This is a genomic window from uncultured Aquincola sp., from assembly GCF_964001545.1.
Taxonomy (GTDB): Bacteria; Pseudomonadota; Gammaproteobacteria; order Burkholderiales; family Burkholderiaceae_C; genus Aquincola.
Genome location: NZ_CAXFDV010000395.1, coordinates 1 through 3,574, shown reverse-complemented (window position 1 = coordinate 3,574; position 3,574 = coordinate 1). Strand labels below are relative to the sequence as shown.

6 protein-coding genes are annotated in these 3,574 nt (G+C 68.5%); 1 reads left to right on the top strand and 5 read right to left on the bottom strand.

The annotated features are described in order from the left end of the window. The 5 genes from ABNT58_RS13660 to bamE all read right to left on the bottom strand — a co-directional run. A partial coding sequence (locus tag ABNT58_RS13660; protein WP_348754016.1) for a class I tRNA ligase family protein occupies positions 1-680 on the bottom strand: 680 nt, incomplete at its 3' end. Between the two features lie 39 nt (positions 681-719). Continuing rightward, positions 720-1,139: a biopolymer transporter ExbD gene (locus ABNT58_RS13655; protein WP_250197963.1), complete on the bottom strand. Its 420-nt coding sequence runs from the start codon at positions 1,137-1,139 to the stop codon at positions 720-722. Between the two features lie 12 nt (positions 1,140-1,151). Continuing rightward, positions 1,152-1,811, bottom strand: a complete 660-nt coding sequence (locus ABNT58_RS13650; RefSeq protein WP_348754015.1) for a MotA/TolQ/ExbB proton channel family protein — start codon at positions 1,809-1,811, stop codon at positions 1,152-1,154. A 6-nt stretch (positions 1,812-1,817) separates the two neighbouring features. Further along, complete coding sequence (gene dapB / locus ABNT58_RS13645) at positions 1,818-2,612, bottom strand: 4-hydroxy-tetrahydrodipicolinate reductase (protein ID WP_348754017.1); 795 nt, start codon at positions 2,610-2,612, stop codon at positions 1,818-1,820. 14 nt (positions 2,613-2,626) lie between these two features. Beyond that, entirely contained in the window at positions 2,627-3,169 is a 543-nt protein-coding gene (bamE, locus tag ABNT58_RS13640) for an outer membrane protein assembly factor BamE (RefSeq protein ID WP_348754014.1), read from the bottom strand. Between the two features lie 64 nt (positions 3,170-3,233). On the opposite strand from bamE, the gene fur reads away from it, so the two are divergent. Continuing rightward, on the top strand, positions 3,234-3,574 hold a 341-nt coding region (fur, locus tag ABNT58_RS13635; protein ID WP_348754013.1), incomplete at its 3' end, for a ferric iron uptake transcriptional regulator.

Sequence of the window (3,574 nt, the reverse complement as noted above, 5' to 3'; positions counted from 1 at the left end):
TTGCCGATCCAGTTCTCCTGCATCAGCTTGACGCGCTCGGGCCAGCCGGGCAGGTGCTGCTGCACATGCGCCAGCAGCTCGTCGGCGTACTTGGTGATGTTGAGGTAGTAGCCCGGGATCTCGCGCTTTTCCACCAGTGCGCCCGAGCGCCAGCCGCGGCCGTCCACCACCTGCTCGTTGGCCAGCACGGTCTGGTCCACCGGGTCCCAGTTCACCACCTGGGTGCGGCGCTCGGCGATGCCGGCCTGCAGCATCTGCAGGAACAGCCACTGGTTCCACTTGTAGTAGGCGGGCGAGCAGGTGGCCACCTCGCGGCTCCAGTCGATGGCCAAGCCCATCGCCTGCATCTGCTTTTTCATGTAGGCGATGTTGGAATAGGTCCACTGCGCGGGCGGCACCTTGTTCTTCATCGCCGCGTTTTCCGCCGGCAGGCCGAAGGCGTCCCAGCCCATCGGCATCAGCACGTTCATGCCCTTCATCCGCAGCTGGCGGGCGAGCATGTCGTTGATGGTGTAGTTGCGCACATGCCCCATGTGCAGCTTGCCGCTGGGGTAGGGCAGCATCGAGCAGGCGTAGAACTTGGGCTTGCTCGCGTCTTCGGTCACGCGGTAGGCGTCGCGCGCGTTCCAGTGGTTTTGCGCCGCGGCCTCGACCTCGGCCGGCATGTACTTGTCGTTCATGCGGCCGATTGTAGGGACGGGTTGCGCCCCGGGCGTGGGCTAGGGCGTGCCCGGCTCGGTGACGAAGCCGATGCGGCTGAGCCCGGCCTTCTGCATCAGGCCGATCAGCTGCGCCACGTCGCCATAGGGCACGCGGCGGTCGGCGCGCAGCTGCACTTCCAGCTGCGGGTTGGCGCGGCCGGCATCGGCCAGGCGCTGGGCCAGCGCTTCTTGTGCCAGCGGCTGCTCGTCCAGGAACAGCCGGCCCTGCTCGTCGATGGCCACGGTGACGAAGGCCGGCGCCTCGCTGGGCTGGCCGGCATCGCTCTTGGGCAGGTCAAGCTTCAGGCTGCTGGTCATCAGCGGCGCGGTGATCATGAAGATCACCAGCAGCACCAGCATCACGTCGATCAGCGGCGTCATGTTGATGTCGCTCATCGGCTTGGCGCCGGGGTTGCGTTCGAGGCGGCCGAAAGCCATGGCGTGCGTGCCCTACGACTCGCTGCTGCGCGCCAGCATCATCTCGCGCAGGTCATGGGCGAAGCCTTCCAGCTCGGCCTCGCAGGCCGCCACCCATTTGCCGAACAGGTTGTAGGCCAGCACCGCCGGAATGGCCACGGCCAGGCCGGCCGCCGTCATCACCAGCGCCTCACCCACCGGGCCGGCGATGCGTTCGATGGTGATGCCGCCTTCGGCCGAGATGTTGGCCAGCGCGTGGTAGATGCCCCAGACCGTGCCGAAGAGGCCGATGAAGGGCGCGGTGCTGCCCACCGAGGCCAGCAGCACCTGGCCGAACTGCAGGTGCGCCAGGCCGCGGTGCAGTGCATCGCGCAGCCGCCGCGTGAGCTGGGACGAGAGGTGGGCATCGGTGGCCAGCGTGCCCGGCGCCGAGGGTGCGGTGGCCGCATCCACCAGCGGCGCCAGCAGGTTCTCGCGGTCGAGCGCAGCCAGCCGCTCGCGGCCGGCGTCCAGCCGCTGCGCGGCCCAGAAGGCCGGCACCGCGCGCTGGATGTCGCCCGTCGCGCGGCGCAGCACCCAGGCCTTCCACACGATCACCACCCAGGCGCTGACCGACATCAGCAGCAGCAGTGCCGCCACCGTGCGGCCCACGCCGTCGCTGGCGTGCCAGAACGCCCCGAATCCGCCGTCCATGCGGCGTCAGGCGTTCAGGCGCAGCACGTCTTCCATGCCGAACAGGCCTTGGGGCTTGTCGGCCAGGAAGCGGGCGGCCCGCAGGCTGCCCTGTGCGTAGGTCACGCGGCTGGCGCTCTTGTGCGTGATCTCGATGCGCTCGCCGGTGCCGGCGAACAGCACGGTGTGGTCGCCCACGATGTCACCGCCCCGCACCGTGGCAAAGCCGATGGTGCTGGGATCGCGCTCGCCGGTCACGCCTTCGCGGCCGTAGACGGCGCACTCCTTCAGGTCGCGGCCCAGCGCGGCGGCCACCACTTCGCCCATCTTCAGCGCGGTGCCGCTGGGCGCGTCGATCTTGTGGCGGTGGTGGGCTTCGATGATCTCGATGTCGTAGCCTTCGCTCAAGGCTCGGGCGGCCATGTCCAGCAGCTTGAGCACCACGTTCACGCCCACGCTCATGTTGGGCGCCATCACGATGCCGATGTGCCGGCCGTGCTCGGCGATCTCGGCCTTTTGCGCCTCATTGAAGCCGGTGGTGCCTATGACGGCACGCACGCCCAGCTCGCGGCAGACGGCCAGGTGGGCCATCGTGCCTTCGGGGCGGGTGAAGTCGATCAGCACCTGGGCGTTGGCCAGTGCGGTGCGCACGTCGGCCGTGACCTGGACGCCGCTTTCGCGGCCCAGCCAGGCGGTGGCATCGGTGCCCAGCGCGGGGCTGCCCGCCACGTCGAGGGCGCCGGCCAGCACGCAGTCGTCGGCGGCTTCCACCGCTTCGATCAGCATGCGGCCCATGCGGCCGGACGAGCCGGCGATGGCCATGCGAATCGGCGCGCTCACTTGCTGGCCTCCAGCGGCGGGTAAGGCCGGGTGGGGCCGGAGAAGTCGGGCGCCGATGCGGTCGGTTCGGGCTTGGGCGGGATGGGCAGCGCCTTGCGCTGCTCTTCCGTCAGCTCGAGCTTGGGCTCCTTGTTGCTGACCTTGATCGGGCTGATCGAGGCCACGAAATCCTGTTCACCCGGCAGGTCGGGTGCGTCGATCGACTTGAGCGTGTCGCCGTCGAACATCAGCACCACGCTGCGGCGCTGCGGCTCGGTGCCCTGGCGCTTGATGGTGAAGATGTAGTCCCAGCGGTTCTCGTGGAACAGGTCGGTGAGCAGCGGCGAGCCCAGCACGTTGCGCACCTGGGCGCGGTTCATGCCCGGCTTGACCAGCTCGATCTGCTCGCGCGTGACGACGTTGCCCTGCACCACCTCCACGCGGTAGGGCGTGATCACGCCCAGGATGTTGTCGCTGGTCTTGAGCGACTGCTGCCACGAGCTGCAGCCGCTGGCGGCCATCAGGGCCCCGAGGAGGCCGAGGTATTCGATTCGAAACATGGTGCGCCGAGGCGGGCTGGCTATCATGGCGGGATTCTAAGGTCCCCATTTGCAGGGGTCGGCCATGAACCACGTAGACGAACTCAAGAGCAGCGGCCTCAAGGCGACGCTCCCGCGCATCAAGATCCTGGAAGTGTTCCAGCGGGCCGACCAACGCCACATGACGGCCGAAGACGTGTTCAAGGCCCTGCTGGCCGAGGGCGCCGACATCGGCCTGGCCACGGTGTACCGCGTGCTCATGCAGTTCGAGCAGGCCGGCCTGCTGTCGCGCAGCCACTTCGAATCCGGCAAGTCGGTGTTCGAGCTGAACGAAGGCCAGCACCACGACCATCTGGTGTGCCTGACCTGCGGGCGGGTGGAGGAGTTCTTCGACGCCGAGATCGAAAAGCGCCAGCGCTCGGTGGC